This window comes from Aeromonas sp. 130281 (assembly GCF_056642115.1).
Map to the genome: position 1 here is coordinate 589,151 of NZ_JBWVQS010000001.1, position 14,956 is coordinate 604,106.

At 67.0% G+C, this 14,956-nt stretch carries 8 protein-coding genes and 1 pseudogene; 5 read left to right on the forward strand and 4 right to left on the reverse strand.

Going from position 1 to position 14,956, the window contains the following annotated elements:
- Positions 1-22 precede the first annotated feature (22 nt).
- The 4 genes from AC1IN8_RS02605 to AC1IN8_RS02620 all read left to right on the forward strand — a co-directional run bounded on the left by AC1IN8_RS02605 (position 23) and on the right by AC1IN8_RS02620 (position 5,020).
- Positions 23-1,996: a siderophore amonabactin TonB-dependent receptor gene (locus AC1IN8_RS02605; protein ID WP_043132294.1), complete on the forward strand. Its 1,974-nt coding sequence runs from the start codon at positions 23-25 to the stop codon at positions 1,994-1,996.
- Between the two features lie 75 nt (positions 1,997-2,071).
- Complete coding sequence (locus tag AC1IN8_RS02610) at positions 2,072-3,088, forward strand: amonabactin ABC transporter permease subunit 2 (protein WP_043132296.1); 1,017 nt, start codon at positions 2,072-2,074, stop codon at positions 3,086-3,088.
- A gap of 11 nt (positions 3,089-3,099) precedes the next feature.
- Positions 3,100-4,182 carry an amonabactin ABC transporter permease subunit 1 gene (locus tag AC1IN8_RS02615; protein WP_479757942.1) on the forward strand — a complete coding sequence of 361 codons (1,083 nt, stop codon included), beginning with the start codon at positions 3,100-3,102 and terminating at the stop codon, positions 4,180-4,182.
- A gap of 43 nt (positions 4,183-4,225) precedes the next feature.
- A complete protein-coding gene (locus AC1IN8_RS02620; protein WP_041205522.1) occupies positions 4,226-5,020 on the forward strand; it encodes an amonabactin ABC transporter ATP-binding protein in 795 nt (264 codons plus the stop codon).
- A 58-nt stretch (positions 5,021-5,078) separates the two neighbouring features.
- Here AC1IN8_RS02620 and AC1IN8_RS02625 read toward each other — a convergent pair whose 3' ends face one another.
- A complete protein-coding gene (locus AC1IN8_RS02625; protein ID WP_479757943.1) occupies positions 5,079-5,804 on the reverse strand; it encodes a 4'-phosphopantetheinyl transferase family protein in 726 nt (241 codons plus the stop codon).
- A 210-nt stretch (positions 5,805-6,014) separates the two neighbouring features.
- Here AC1IN8_RS02625 and AC1IN8_RS02630 point away from each other — a divergent pair, with 210 nt between their 5' ends.
- Positions 6,015-6,953, forward strand: a complete 939-nt coding sequence (locus AC1IN8_RS02630; RefSeq protein ID WP_479757944.1) for an ABC transporter substrate-binding protein — start codon at positions 6,015-6,017, stop codon at positions 6,951-6,953.
- Between the two features lie 83 nt (positions 6,954-7,036).
- Here the strand turns inward: AC1IN8_RS02630 and AC1IN8_RS02635 are convergent.
- The 3 genes and pseudogenes from AC1IN8_RS02635 to amoG all read right to left on the reverse strand — a co-directional run.
- Positions 7,037-7,165 (reverse strand): annotated as a pseudogene (locus AC1IN8_RS02635) (hypothetical protein); the annotation flags it as partial.
- Entirely contained in the window at positions 7,162-8,709 is a 1,548-nt protein-coding gene (locus tag AC1IN8_RS02640) for an amino acid adenylation domain-containing protein (protein WP_479757945.1), read from the reverse strand. The gene AC1IN8_RS02640 and the pseudogene AC1IN8_RS02635, both read right to left, overlap by 4 nt.
- Complete coding sequence (gene amoG / locus AC1IN8_RS02645) at positions 8,706-14,954, reverse strand: amonabactin biosynthesis non-ribosomal peptide synthetase AmoG (RefSeq protein ID WP_479757946.1); 6,249 nt, start codon at positions 14,952-14,954, stop codon at positions 8,706-8,708. The genes AC1IN8_RS02640 and amoG overlap by 4 nt, the downstream gene beginning before the upstream one ends.
- Between the last annotated feature and the right edge of the window lie 2 nt (positions 14,955-14,956).

Consider the following 14,956-nt stretch of genomic DNA (forward strand, 5'->3'; position numbering starts at 1 on the left):
GTTTATTCATGGAGTTTTGACAATGCAGTTGCAGCATGGCGTATTTCGTTTGAACCCGATTTTGCTCTCCCTCGGCCTGCTGGCCGTACCGGGCCTGGCCCAGGCAGAGTCGGTCAAGGCCAACGAGACCATGGTGGTCACCGCCACCCAGACCAAGCACACCGAGCTGTCCGCCCCGGCCAGCGTCTCGGTAGTGACCCGTGCCGATCTGGACAAGATGAACGTCAACAACATCGGCGATGCCCTCAAGCACGTGCCGGGCGTCAACATCGTCTCCACCAACCCCACCGGCCGCAACGAGATCAAGATCCGCGGCATGGGGGGTGACTACACCCTGCTGCTGATCAACGGCAAGCGGGTCAACGCCCGCGAGACCCTGGGCAGCGCCTACGGCAACGACTTCGACTTAAGCTCCATCCCCATGGCCGCCATCGAGCGCATCGAGGTGATCCGTGGTCCCGTCTCCTCCCTGTATGGGGCCGATGCCCTGGGGGGCGTGGTCAACGTGATCCTGCGCCAGGCCAAGGAGAAGACTGAGGCTGCCGTCGGTTACACCCACAGCATGCCCACCGAGGGTGATGGCGGCGATGCCAACCAGGCCAGCGCCTATGTTTCCGGCGCCCTGATCGACAACAAGCTGCTGGGCAGCGTGGTGGTGGAAGGCTATCAGCGCGACAACTGGAAGAGCGATCAGTCCAACAACCCGGACGCCGATGCCCTGGAGAAGCGTGAAGTGGTCAACGTGCTGACCAGCCTGAAGTGGCTGGTGGCGGACAACCAGGACATCGACTTCGATCTGGGTTACAACCAGAACGACATGGACAGCTACTTCAACAACGTGCCCCGCGCCCCGACCGCACCGGCCACCCCCCACAACGTGCAGAACCTGGATCGCCTGAGCCTGGGACTGACCCACAACGGCCGTTGGGAGCACTTCGACAGCCGCGCTCGTTACTACTTCGAGCAGATTGATCTGATGGATGACTCCCAGCTCAATGGCGGCGCCGCCGACATCACCCAGACCAACAACACGGTGGACGGTCAGATCAGCGGTTACCTGGGTGATCACCTGCTCACCTCAGGCGCCGAGCTGCGCAAGACCGAGCTGGAGCACAGCCGCAACATCGCCAATGGCAGCGTGGATGCGACCCAGAGCGCCGTCTACCTGCAAGACGAGTTCGGCTTCGGCGATCTGGCCCTGACCCTCTCCGGTCGTCTGGATCACCACGAGACCTATGGCACCGAGTTCAGCCCGCGCGCCTACGCCCTCTACACCCTGACCGACGAGTGGGTGATCAAGGGTGGCGCCGGCAAGGCGTTCAAGGCCCCGACCCTGGCCCAGTCCAGCGAAGGCTTCTCCACCACCGCCTGCCGCGGCGCCTGCCAGGTCATCGGCAACCCGAACCTGAAGCCGGAAACCGCCGTCAGCTACGAGCTAGGCACCGCCTACGAGGCCGCGCGCTTCGGCGCCGGGGTGACCGGCTTCCACAACGAGATCGAGGATCTGATCCAGAGCGATCAGTGGGGCCCGGGCTACCGTCCGACCGTGATGACCTACCTCAACGTCAAGGAGGCCCGCATCAAGGGTCTGGAGCTGACCGGCTGGGTCGACGTGCTGGACAACGTCAAGCTGACCGGCAACTTCACCCTGCTGGACTCCGAGGACAGGAGCACAGGGGACGATCTGGCCAAGACCCCGGATCACACCGGCAACCTCGGCCTGGACTGGCAGGCGAGCGAGCTCGTCAGCGCCAACCTGGCCTGGCAATATGTCGGCAGCCAGGTGATCAAGGTGCCGGCCCGCAACTCCCAGGCGTTCACCTCCAAGCACTACCAGACCCTGGACGTGAACACCAACTGGACCGTCACCCCGGCGCTGGACTTCAAGCTCGGCATCACCAACCTCACCAACACCAAGCGTGACGAGGTGGCCACCGACGCCGACTTCATCCTGGAAGGACGCACCGTCTACGCCGGTGTCGATTACAAGCTGTAAGCTCTCCCTGTGGGAGCCCCGAGATCGGGGCTCCCTTTTTGCGTTTCTACTGCCCCGTATCAAAGGAGTTGTTGCGTGCTCAGATACCAAGCACAGCTGTTCTGGCTCGGAGTGCTGCTCCTCTTACTGCTGATTTCTCTGTCACTGGCCACAGGCGCCGGTGTCTATGGTGGCCGCGAGGTCGCCGGTTTCCTGATGGGCGATCCCGCCTTCCTGGCCGATGAAAAACTCGCCATGATAGTCAATACCCTGCGCCTGCCCCGCACCCTGGCGGCCCTGGTGGTGGGGGTCTGTCTCGCGCTCGCCGCCTCCATGCTGCAAAGCGCCACCCGCAACCCCCTGGCCGAGCCCGGCCTGCTCGGGGTCAATGCCGGCGCCGTCTTCGCCCTGGTGATAGGCCTCACCTGGTTTGGCGTCGAATCCGCCTACGGTTACCTGCTCTGGTCCGGCATGGGGGCCCTGCTTGGCAACCTCATCGTGCTCGGCCTCGGCCTCATGGTGGGGCGCTCCAACCCCCTCAAGCTCATCCTGGTGGGGGTCGCCCTCTCCGCCACCTTCGGCGGCCTCTCCAACTTCCTGCTGCTCTCCAACCGGGTGGTGCTGGAGCAGTTCCGCTTCTGGAACTTAGGATCCCTTGCCGCCTCCAGCCTGGAGTCCGTGCTGACGGTCACCCCCTTCGCGCTGGCCGCCCTGCTGCTGACCCTGGCGCTCTGCCGCCAGCTCACCCTGATGCAGATGGGGGACAACCAGGCCCAGGCCCTCGGCATCCGGCCGACCCGGGTGCGCATCGGCGTGCTGCTGGCCGCCACCCTGTTCACCGCCTGCGCCATCGCCATCGCCGGGCCCATCGGCTTCGTCGGCTTCCTGGCCGCCTACTGCGCCCGCCTGGTAGAGCCGGTGCGCCTCGCCATCCAGGTGCGCTTCTCCGCCCTGTTCGGGGTGCTGTTCCTGCTCGGTGCCGACATACTGGCGCGCTGGCTGCTGCAGCCGTTCGAGCTGCCCAACGGCGTCATTCTGGCGCTGATCGGCGCCCCCGTGCTCATCCTGGTGGTGCGCAGCGGCGGCTTCCGCTCCCTGCTGGCCGTCAAATAAGGTGCCCTCCCATGAACAACCCCATGAATGACACCCTGCCGGGCTCCCTGCCCGGGACCTCACTCCCCACCGGCACCCTGCGCCTGCGCCTCGGCCGCCGCACCCTGCTGCTGGAGCGCCGCGCCTGGCTCGTCACCCTGGCGCTGGTGCTCGCCCTCACCCTGCTCTCCCTGCTGGCCCTGACACTGGGCTCAGGCAAGATCACCATGCCTGGGGTGATCCAGACACTGCTTGGAGAGGGGAGCCGGCTCGACCAGGTGACAGTGTTCAAGATCCGGCTGCCGCGCATCGTCGCCGTGCTGGTGGCCGGCGCCGCCATGGGCCTCTCCGGCTGCCTGGTGCAGACCCTGGTCCGCAACCGCCTCGCCACCCCGGACATGATAGGGGTCAACGAGGGGGCGTCCCTTGCCATCATCATCTTCTCCCTCTACCTGACCCTCGGCAGCTGGCCCTGGTGGGCCGCCCCCTTTGGCGCCCTGTTTGCCGCCGCCGTGCTCTATGCCCTGTGCAACAAGCCGGGGGAGCAGGGCTACCTGTTCGTGGTGATCGGCATCGGCGTCTCCGAGCTGATGAACGCCATCGGCCAGTTCGCCATGTCCACCCAGTCCCTGGTGCACCTCACCAGCCTTTATCTCTGGAACATGGGCAACTTTGTCGGCCAGGGCTACGGCACAGTGCTGCCTGTGGGTATCCTCATCCTGCTGGTCTGCCCCTGGGTCGTCTATCTCTCCCGCGCCCTCGGCGTGCTGCGTCTCGGCCCCGTCACCGCCAAAACCCTGGGGGTGAACGTGAACCGGGTGCAGCTCGGGGTGCTGGCCCAGGCCATCATAGTCGCGGCCCTTGGCACCGCCATCGGCGGCCCCGTGGTCTTCATCGCCATGGCGGCCCCCATACTCGCCTCCTGGCTCTCCCGGGATCGCATAGTGCCGCTCTGGATTGCGGCCCTGTGCGGCGCCCTGATGCTGCTCGCCAGCGACACCCTGGTGCGGGTGCTGGCCAGCCCCCACGAGGTGGCCACCGGCATCATGACCCGCATTCTCGGCGGCCTGCTGCTGCTGTTCATCCTGATCAAAGACAGACAACGGGCGGACTGACCATGCCATTCATCCATTTCCAAGACAGACCGAGGGCCGCCTGATGACGCTCACCGTGAATCGACTCCATTTCGGCTATCAGCACAAGGCCATCTTCAAGGAGATCTCCCTCTCCATCCCCCAGGGCAAGCTGGTGGGCATCGTCGGCCCCAACGGGGGCGGCAAGTCCACCCTGCTCAAACTGCTGGCGGGCCAGGAGCAGCCCCAGTCCGGGGAGATACTGCTCAAAGGCAAGCCCCTGGGAAGCTATGGCATGAAGGCCCTGGCCCGGGAGCTGGCCTACCTGCCCCAGCGCCCCCTGGTGCCGCCCGGCATCCGGGTCGAGCAGCTGGTGCAATATGGCCGCCATCCCCATCAGGGCTGGTTCACCCAGTGGAGCGAGGAGGACGCCCGCATGGTGGGCTGGGCCAGGGAGCGGATGCAGCTCGATGCCATCTGGCAGCAGAGCGCCAGCTCCCTCTCCGGCGGCCAGGCCCAGCGGGTGTGGCTCGCCATGGTGCTGGCCCAGGATGCGGATCTCATCTTGCTGGACGAGCCCACCAGCGCCCTGGACATAGGCCACCAGACCGAGGTGATGGAGGCCATCCACAGGGTCGCCGCCGAGGGCAAGACGGTGCTCATCGTCATCCATGATCTCGCCACCGCCGCCCGCTACTGCGACGAGCTGATTGCCCTGGGGGACGGCGGCATCCAGGCCATGGGCCCGGCCCGGGAGGTGGTGACCAAGTCCCTCATCGATCGGCTCTACCAGACCGACGTGGACATACTGCACGCCCCCGGCGACGGTGCCCCCGTCATAGTGCCCCGCAGGCGCGTCGACCATGCGCAGTCGGCCTGAGCCGGATAGCAAGAAACCGCCTGATGGCGGTTTCTTTGTCTGGGCCGAAGCCTCACTCTCATAGCAACAATGCGGTGAGCACGCCCCCCGACAGCGGCTGCCAGTGCAGGGTGCAGCGCCAGCCAGCCGGCAGGGTCGGCGTCAACGGGACCTTCAGCTCCAGGGTGAGGCTCTGGGCCGTCATCCCCAGCCAGCGGGCATCGAGAAAGTCGAAGTAGCGCCCCACCCTGGGATGGAGCGCCTTGAACAGGCTCTCCTTGGCGGAAAACACCAGGGTCAGCCCTCTGGCCCTGTCCAGCCCGAGCGCGCGGGCCCCGCCCTCCAGTCGCCCCCACTCATCCTCATCGACTATGCCGGGCCAGAGCTGACTCCCCTGCTCCGGCCCCAGCCAGGCCTCCAGATCCAGCCCCATCCCCCCCTGTGCGGGGCGCACCCCGCACAGCGCCACCCCCTGCCCCGCCAGCTGGCTGTGGCTGATGCTCCCCTCCATTCCCGCAGGCCAGAGGGGCTCCCGGGCGCTCCCGATGGCCACGCGGCATCCCGCAAGGCCAAAGGGACGCAGGGCCTCGCGGGCCGCCAGCCTACCGGCCAGAAACTCCCCCAGCCGCTTGGGGGCCGCACGCTCCAGGCTGGCGGGCAGCGCCATGCCGTGGGCCGCGAAGCAGGCGGGGGTAAAGGCGGCGGCATCGAAGCAGATGCGATGCAGGGTCAAGGGGGGCGTTCCCGGCAGCAACAGGTGATCCCGTTGCAAAAGGAAGGCGGTGAGAGGGGATAAGGGGGGCATCTGGGCTCCTCGCAATGGCGCCTCATGGTATCAAACCCCCAAGGGCAGACACCACAAATACAAATGACAATGTTTCTCACTTGCGCTTCTGTGATAGCATGTCCCCGCCCATTTGGACCCCGGTTTTAGGCTGACTGGCAGGCACGACCAACAGGGGCCGCCCTGCATGGGCCAAGCGTGCCGCCGATTTCACCCATTAAGGATGTAACCATGAAGATCTTCTCCCCCTTGGCCGCCGCGCTCATGCTGGCCAGTCTGGTCGGCTTTCAGGCCCAGGCAGGCACCCGCCAGGTGCTCGATGCCAACGGCCAGACCCACACTGTCCCCGATGCGCCCCGGCGGGTCGTGGTGCTGAGCGAGCTCGATCTCGACAGCGCCCTCACCCTGGGGGTGCAACCGGTCGGCACAGTCAACGGCCGCGGCCAGTCCACCCTGCCCCGCTATCTGCTGGACATGGCGGGCAAGGAGATCCAGGTGGTCGGGGATCTGGACAACCCCAATCTGGAGAAGCTGATAGACCTCGAACCGGATCTCATCCTCACCGGCCAGACCAAGCCAGAGCTCCTGGCCCTGCTCAAGGAGATAGCCCCCACAGTCGTCACCGGCAACTGGGGCGAGCCCTGGAAAACCGTGTTCAACCGCAGCGCCAATGTGATGAACAAGGAGGCCGAGGCCAAGGCCTTCCTCGCCCGGTATGACGCCCGCCTGACAGAGGCCCGCAGCAAGCTCGCCAAGCACCAGGGGGAGCAGGTGAGCATAGTGCGCTGGAACCCCAAGGGGCCTAGCTACATGCACGGCGGCACCTTCGCCAGCAGCGTGGTCACCGAGATGGGGCTGGCTCGCCCTGCCCACCAGATCGGCGACAAGAGCCCCCACTCCCCGGCGCTGAGCCTCGAATCCCTCAACCTGCTGGACGGTGACTGGCTGGTGGTCGGCACCCTGAGCACCAGCGGCGATGCGGTGGATGCCATGAAGCAGGCCGAGCAGACCCCGGCCTTCCAGCAGCTTGGCGCCATCAAGGGCAAGCGCTTCGGCGCCGTGGACGGGTCGCTCTGGACCTCCACCGGCGGCCCCCAGGCGGCCCTCAAGGTGATCGACGACGTCGAGCTGCTGCTCACCAAGCCGGACGCGGCCCCCATCGCGCACTGATCCCCATCTCGGTTGACTGCCAACAAGAAGCCCGCTTGATGCGGGCTTCTTTGTTTATCAACGCTTGCGAGCAACGGGCAATGCTACTCCGGCAGAGGCAGCGCCTTTCTGTCCAGTTTGCCGCTGCCGGTCTTGGACAGGGCATAGAGCAAGAGGATGCGCGCCTGACCCATGTAGTGAGGCAGGTTGCTGACCTGCAGCCCTTTCATCATTCCGGCAGGGGCAGCGCCTTTCTATCGAGCTTGCCGCTGCCGGTCTTGGGCAGGGCATCCAGCAGGATAAGTCGCGCCGGCACCATGTAGTGAGGGAGCGTGGCCTGCAGCCCCTTGCGCAGGGCCAGGCGATGGAGGGTCACCCCGCTTTTCGCCTCCACATAGCCCACCAGCATGGCCTCGTCCCCCTCGCCCACCAGGCGCACCGCCGCCTCCTGCACCCCGGGTTGACGGCGCAGCCCCGCCTCCACCTCCCCGAGTTCGATGCGAAAGCCCCGCAGCTTGACTTGATCGTCCCGCCGCCCCAGATAGAGGAAGCTGTCCGCCCCAAGCAGTCGCACCCTGTCGCCGGTGCGATAGAGGCGATGGCTCCCCAGGCGCAGGAAGGCGGTCGCCGTCAGGGCGGGCTTGCGCCAGTACCCCTCGCACAGGGCCGGGCTCTCGATGCAGAGCTCACCGACCTCCCCTTCCTGCACCTGCCGCCCCGTCTCGTCCAGCACCCAGTGGCGATAGCCGGGCAGGCTGTGGCCTATGGTGATCTGCCCCCCTGCCGGTGGCCAGCGCACCTCGCTCACCAGGGACCAGACGGTGGCCTCGGTGGGCCCGTAGCAGTTCCACAACCGCCGGGTGCGAGCGCAAAGCTGCTCGGCCAGCCCCATATCCAGCGCCTCGCCGCCGCACAGGGCGGTGAGGGTATCGCCCCCCTGCCAGCCGGCCTTGAGCAGCATGCGCCAGCAGGCCGGAGTGGCCTGCAGGACGTTGATGGAAGGATCTGCCGCCAGCAGCGCCAGCATCCCCAGGGGATCCTTGTTGTGCTCGCCCCCCGCCACCGTCAGCCTGCCACCGCCCCAGAGCGGCCCCAGCATCTCCAGCAAGGAGATGTCGAAGGCCGGGGTGGTGATAAAGAGCCAGTGGCAACTCGGGGAGAGTCCTAGCCGCTCGCGGATCCCGTCGAGGAAACAGAGCAGGGCCCGGCGGCTGATGACCACCCCCTTGGGCTCGCCGGTGGAGCCCGAGGTGAACATCATGTAGGCCGCCAGGGCGTCGTCCACCCTGGGCCAGGAGAGAGCCCCGCCAGGGGCCGGCCCCTTGAGGGGGCGCAGGGGGCAACCGAAATCCGGGGTCCCCGCCTCCTCATCGCAGATCACCGCCGAGAGCCTGGCCTGGCGGGCTATCCCCTGCAGCCGCGCCAGGGGAAAGTCAGGTTCGAGCGGCACGAAGCAGAGGCCGAGCCGCAGGCAGGCCAGCAGGCTGGCCACCAGATCCGGGTTGCGGGAGAGATAGAGGCCGACCCGCTCTCCCACCGCCAGCCCCTGCAGGCGGGCGGCGACGTGCTCGACCCGCCCATTGAGCGCCCCGTAGCTGAGCCACTGCCCTGCGGTTGCACCATCCCGGGTCTCTGCCATTTCCACACTCATGCCCACGCCCATACGGATGGCGGGGGCCAGCGGGGTGGCGGCGAGGCAAGCCGCCAGCCGAGAGCCGAGGGAGTGCTCCCTGGCCCCGGCGCCCGCCCCCTTGCCTGAGCCTATCGCCATCGTCATAGCACCTCCTCGGGCTGGCGCACCAGCCAATGGTTGAACAGCCGGCTGGGGGAGCCATATCTCTTGAGATCCCCCAGGGTGAGGGGGGCCCGCCCATCGGCAAAGGCCTCATTGAGGGCCGCCAGCAGGGCGAGCTGCTGCACCGAGTCCACCCCAAGATCCTGCAGGCTCTGCTGCCAGCCCCCTGGCACGCCGCCATGACGCTGCCACAGCTCCACCAGGGAACGGGCCGCCACAGGGATGTCAGCCGGGCAGGGCGCAGCCCCTGCGGCGCGCGCGGCCACCTCTGTCGTCAGAGTCGGCGCCTCGGGTCTGGCCGATTGCGCCAGACTCGCCTGCGCCAGCCATTCCAGCTCTCTGATCCAGTCGGCCAGCACGGCCTCGGCCTTCGCCATGGGGATCTGATCCCCGTCGAACTCGAGGCGCAGGTTGAGCTGGCCGCCACGGGCATTGACCACCAGGGAGAGCGGCAGCTCCACCTTCTCCACCACGGAGCCAAAGTGCGGCACCAGCTGGTGGGACTCGGGGGCGGCAGGGGCCGCCGGCATGGGGTAGTTCTCGAACACGAACAGGCTCTGGAACAGACGCGCCCGCCCTTTCGTCAGCGCCGCCAGCGACTGGGTGCCGTGCTCGTTGAGCGCCATCAGGTCGGTCTGCAACCGGGCGATATGCTCGGCCAGGCTCAGCTCGGTGCGCCACTCCAGCGCCAGGGGCAGGCTGTTGATGTAGAGGCCGACACTCTGGGTGATCCCCTCGATGGGGTAGTCCCGGCCAGGGGTCACGTTCCCCACCAGGGTGACGGCATCGCCAGAGCGGCGTGCCAGCAGGCGATGCCAGGCATATTGGGCCAGCAAGCCCGCTGTCACGCCAAGATCGCGGGCACGGCTCTCCAGCTGGCGCGACAGCGCCGGTGCCAGGGGCTGGCCACACACCGCAGGCCGCTGCTGGGTATGGCGCCGGGTCAGCTGGGGATCCAGCGCCACCCCGAACAGGGCGGACAGGTCGTTGGGCCTGGCCAGCAGCTCGCCACGCCCCTGCCAGTAGGCGTCGGCGCTGCGGGTCTGGCTCGCGATATGGCGGCCAAATTCGAGCCAGGCGGTATCCGGCTCGGCTTGCGGCAACAGGCCGTTCATCAAAGCCTGATAGCTGCTATGCAGCGCCCCCAGCAACACGGGGCCGCTCCAGCCATCCAGCACGCCGTGATGGGCGCTGAAGACAACCTTGTGGTGATCGGGGGCCAGTTTGAAGCAGGCAAGGCGCAGCAGGGGCGCCTGCTCGAGCGGGATCGGGCGGACCAGATCCTGCTGGCGATAGGCCTGGATCCGTGCCTCTGCATTTTCCACCTCGGACAAGTCCTCATAGTGGAACGGCAGCTCGGCGCGCTTCATGATGCGCTGCAGCGCGACTCCGTCCGCCAGCACCAGTTCGCTGCGAAGGGCCGGCCAGCGGGCGATCTGCCCCTGCCAGGCCTGACGGTAGACCGCCACGTCCAGCGGCTGGTGATAGTCGATCTCGGTCTGCAGGTGATAGGCCGTGTCACCGGGCACCAGCGCCCTGTGATGGAACATGCTCTGCTGAAGCGAGGTCATGGGCAGCAGGGTCTCCACCTCGCGCCCGGCCAGCACCTGGTCCAGCGCAGCTTGGGAGAGTCCCAGCCCCGGGAAGTCGCTCGGGGTGTGGCGCGGGGCCGCCTGGGCGCAGCAGTGCTCCACCAGCGCCGTCAGGTTGTCCGCCAGCCGCGCCATCAGGGCGTCGCTCCCTTGCTGGTTGAGAGCGCCGACCTGACGCAGGGTGAGGCGGCCATCAAACACGCCCCCGTGCAGGCTGATGAGCTCGCGCGGCAGGTTGTCCGGCGAAGAGGGAGCCCCCGGCGCCACGGGCAGGGGCTGCCAGGGCTGAGCGGCCTCCCCCTGATGGCTGACTCCCAGGTAGTTGAAGACGACAAGGGCTTGCGGTAACTCCTGCCCACGGGGATGGTGCAGGCGCAGGGCGTTGAAGCCCACCCCCTTGTCCGGCACGGCGCGCAGCCGCTCCTTGGTGGCGCAGACCAGCCCATCCCAGGCCCCGGCATCCTCCAGCGCCAGCGGATAGGTGCTGGTGAACCAGCCCAGGGTACGGCTCACGTCGAGTTCGGCATCGATGGCCTCACGGCCGTGCCCTTCCAGCATCACGCAGTGACGGCTGCCGTAACCCTGCTCGCTCAGGGTACGGGTCAGTGCCGCCAGCAGCAGGTCGGGCACCCGGGTGAAGTAGGCCTGGTTGGCGGTGTCGATGAGGCGGGCCGTGGTCTCCTGACTCAGTTGCAGCAGGCTGGCGGCGGCGCGACCATCGGCGGCACGTTGCGCCGAGAGCAAGCCTGACTCGCAGCCCTCCCCCTGAGCCAGCCAGAAGCCCATCTGCTCCTCTTCCCGTTTGGCGTAGGCCGCCAGCCCCTCGCCCCACTGGCGATAGCTGCTGCCCTTGGCGGGCAGGGGCTCGCCCCTGCTCACCCGAGCCAGATCCTCGGCCAGAATGCGCCAGGAGACCGCATCGATCACCAGATGATGGAAGGCGAGGAAGAGCCCCTCCACCGTCTCCCCGTCCACCGTCAAATTGCGCAGGCGGGCCCAGGCCAGGGTGTGACCACTGGCGGGATCGAGCTCCCCTTGCTGTTCGCTCAGGCGGGCCTGCAGCTCGGCCTCATCGAGATTGGCAGCGTCCAGGGTCGGCAGCGGCGGCAATGGCAGCTCGGCCAGGTAGCGCTGGCCGGTCGGGGTCACCGCCAGGCGCAGGGCATCGTGGTGCTGGCGCAAGGCATTGAGCCAGCCGCGCAGGGCCTCATCGTCCACCCCGGCTGGCAGGCGCAGTATCACCCCCTGGTTCCAGTGACCGGACTTGGCAAAGCCCTGCTCGAAGAACCAGTGCTGGATGGGGTGGAGCGGGAACTCGCCGGTCAGGCTGCCCTGCTCGCTCCTGTGGCTGACCGCCTGCTGCTGGCCGAGCTGGCGGCAGAGGCGGCGCACCGTCTTGGCTTCGAACACGTCCTTCACGCTGCAGTGCAGCCCCGCATCCCGCAGCCTGGTGGTGAGCTGGATGCTGAGGATGGAGTCACCGCCTAAGCGGAAGAAGTCATCCTCCACCCCGAGGGGCTGCTTGAGCACCCCTTGCCAGATGGCAAGCACGGTCTGCTCCAGTTCGTTTTGCGGCTCGCCCTTGCTCTGCTGCCAGACGATGGCGGGCAGACGGCGCAGGTCCAGCTTGCCGTTGGGGGTGAGTGGCATCTCGGGCAGCCAACAGAGGCGCGCCGGCACCATGTATTCGGGCAGGCACTCGCCGGCCCGCTGCAGCAGGGCATCGCCGTCGGGCTCGCTTGCCCCGGCCTGCAGACAGGCGTAAGCCAGCAGGCGACCCTCCTGCACCACCACCTTGATCTGGCGCATCGCCGGGCACAGCGAGGCAATCTGGGTCTCTATCTCCCCCGGCTCGATGCGATAGCCGCGCAGCTTGATCTGCTCGTCTATCCGGCCCAGATACTGGATGTTGCCATCGCGGCGCCTAAGGGCCCGATCGCCGGTGCGATAGAGACGATGGGAACGATCAGCCAGCGCCAGCTCGATAAAGGCCTCCTGGGTGCGCTCCGGCAGATTGAGGTAGCCGCGAGCCAGCCCCAGCCCCGCCAGGCAGAGCTCGCCGGGCACCCCCACCGGGCAGAGGTTGCCCGCCTCGTCCAGGATCAGCGCCTTCAGGTTGTTGACGGGGCGGCCTATGGTGATGGGCGCCCCCGGGGTGAGCCGCGCGCAGAGCGCGGTGACGGTGCACTCGGTCGGGCCGTACATGTTGAACAGTGCCACCCGCTCCCCCCAGCGCTCCACCAGGCTGCTCGGGCAGGCTTCACCACCAAAGCCGATGGCCTTGAGGGAGCCGAGATCCGCCGCTGGCAGCAGGTTCGCGAGCAGGGCGGTCGGCAAAATCATATGGCTGGCACCCCGCGCGATCGCGGCACTGATCACCCCCTCCCCCGGCTCGCCGAAGTGCAGGGCCGCGCCGCAGTACAGGGGCAGCAAGCTGGTCATGTTGCCCGCATCAAACGAGAGGGACATGCAGTTGAACATGGCACCATTCTGATCAAGGGCGATGCGATCGCCGTGATCCGCCATCAGGTTGACCAGGCTGCCCTGCTCCACCATGACCCCCTTGGGCAGGCCGGTACTGCCGGAGGTGTAGATGATCTGGGCCAGCATGGCGGCATCCCGAGGCAGTGCGGGGGCGCTGGTTGGCATCTTGTCCAGCGCAAGCTGGTGCAGGTTGTGGTAACCGGCATCTGTGCCCTTGATGGCCTCGGCAAGCCGGGCATCCGGCTCTCCCCCGAGCACCAGCGCAATACTGGCGTCGCTCAGGATATGGGCCAGCCGCTCGGCGGGATAGGCAGGGTCCAGCGGCACATAGGCCGCCCCCGCCTTCCAGCAGGCGAGCAGGGCAACCACGAAGGCGACATCGCGTCTGGCCTGGATGCCGATGGCGGCGCCCGGGGTGACGCCCTGGGCCACCAGCCAGTGGGCCAGCCGGTTGGCACGCACCTCCAGCTCGCCATAGGTCAACGATTGCGCGCCGTCGCTCACCGCCAGCGCGTCCGGCAACTGAATAGTGCGCCGCTCGATATGACAGAGCAGGGTGTCGCGGCTCGGGTAATCCGGCGGCAGGTCGGCCAGCTCTGCGGCCAGCGCTGCCTGGTCGGTGCCCGCCTCCAGCGGCAACTGCCAGATGTCGGTCTCGGGGGCCGCCACCACGGCGCGCATCAGGTGCAGCAGGCGATCGGCAAGAGCCTGGATGGTCTCTCGCTCGAACAATGCGGTGGCAAACAGCCAGTCCACCCTGACGGAGTCCATCAGCTCGGTCACCTTGACCGAGATGTCGGTCTTGGCCGGCAGCACAGGCGAGGTCTCCTCCACCAGCTGGCAGCCGGGGATGAGATCGTTGAAGTCCACCTTGGCCTGATAGACCAGCATGATCTGGAAGATGGGGTTGATGGCGGTGGTGCGATCGGCACCGATGGCCTCGGCCAGCGCCTCGAAGCGGTAGAGCTGGTGATCGAAGGCCGCCAGATCCTCCTCCCGGCACTGCTGCAGATAGTCGACAAAGCTGGGCCGCCCTTCCAGCTGGGTTCTCAGCACCAGGGTGTTGACGAAAAAGCCCACCAGCGACTCGATCTCGTGACGCTCGCGATAGGCGAGCGGGGTGCCGATCACCACCTCCTTCTCGCCGCTCTGGCGCACCATCAGCAGGGCAAACAGGGCGTGCAGGCCGATGAAGTTGGAGGTGCTGTGGCGCTGGCAGAGGCGCTTGAAGCTCTCCCACAACTCGTTGTCTATGGTGGAGAAGACCAGCTCGCCGCCACTGTCCTGATGGGCCGGGCGCGGCTTGTCGAGCGGCAGGCCGTGCACCTCGGGGCTGCCCCCGAGCCGGTCGACCCAGAACGGCTTGAACTCGGCGTGATAATCGAGAAAGCGGTCCGAGTTGAACCAGCGGGCATAGTCGATGTAGGTGAGCGGTAGCTCGCTCACCTGCAGGGGTTCGCGGTTCTGATGGGCAAGAAAGGCGCGCTTGAGATCCGCGAACATGTTCTTGACCGACCAGCCGTCGGAGATGATGTGGTGCTGGGTGATCAGCAGCACGTGCTCGCGGCTGCCCAGCCGAATAAGGTGCACCCGGCTCAGATCCCCCTGGGTCAGGGAGAAGGGGCGGCCGATCTCTTCCCGCACCCGGCGGGCCACATAGGCCTCACGCTCGGCAATGGGCTCTGCGCTCACGTCCTCAATCTGCAACTTGAAGGGCGTGTGGGGCAGGATCTCCTGCGCCCCCCTGCCCGCCTCGTCCTTGATAAAGCGGGTACGCATGCTGGGGTGGCGGGCAAACAGATGGTCGAAGGCAAACTCCAGCGCCGCCGTGTCCAGCTCTCCCTTGACGCGAAAATAGACCGGCATGTTGTAGAGGTGGGAGGCCTCCTCGTACTGCTCGATAAACCAGAGCCCGCTCTGGGACGAGGAGAGCGGCCCCTGCCGGGCGCCCTCGGCGGCGATAGGTTCTTCGAAGGCGGCGCGGGCCGCCAGGCAGCGCACCAGCTCATCCTTGTGGGCCTTGATGGTGGCGCCGATGGACGGCGTCACCGCCTCCTTGCTCGACTGGGAGATAAGCTGGCCTTTCTCGTTCAGAGCGAGCTTGACCCCCTGCCGTTCCAGCTGTTTCAACAGCAAAATCATATTGTTCATCT